Here is a 250-nt window from a genome sequence, read left to right on the forward strand (position 1 = left end):
GATTAAATCTATCGGATCGCCAATCTCAGCAAGTGCCGTCATCGCCTCAAAAATTAACTTGTGCGTGCGGGTATAAAAATCCTGTGATACAACAAGCTCAGCTACGCGGTCAAAAGCTTGGTTATCAAGCATTAAGCCACCTAAAACAGATTGTTCAGCTTCTATTGAATGGGGAGGAACTTTAAGAGTATCGACTTGCTTATCTGGTTTGGCCATAACTTCACAGTAGTAAAATTGAATGGCTCTATTC

The 250-nt window shown here is 41.2% G+C and carries 1 protein-coding gene; it reads right to left on the minus strand.

Features of this window, described 5'->3' with window-relative positions; all coding sequences use genetic code 11:
* Nucleotides 1-216 (minus strand): DnaB-like helicase N-terminal domain-containing protein (locus tag AAEY80_RS14740; RefSeq protein ID WP_350588626.1); only part of this gene is annotated, 216 nt, incomplete at its 3' end.
* Nucleotides 217-250: the final 34 nt, after the last annotated feature.

The organism is Psychrobacter sp. 78a-MNA-CIBAN-0178 (assembly GCF_040309625.1).
Classification (GTDB): domain Bacteria; phylum Pseudomonadota; class Gammaproteobacteria; order Pseudomonadales; family Moraxellaceae; genus Psychrobacter; species Psychrobacter okhotskensis.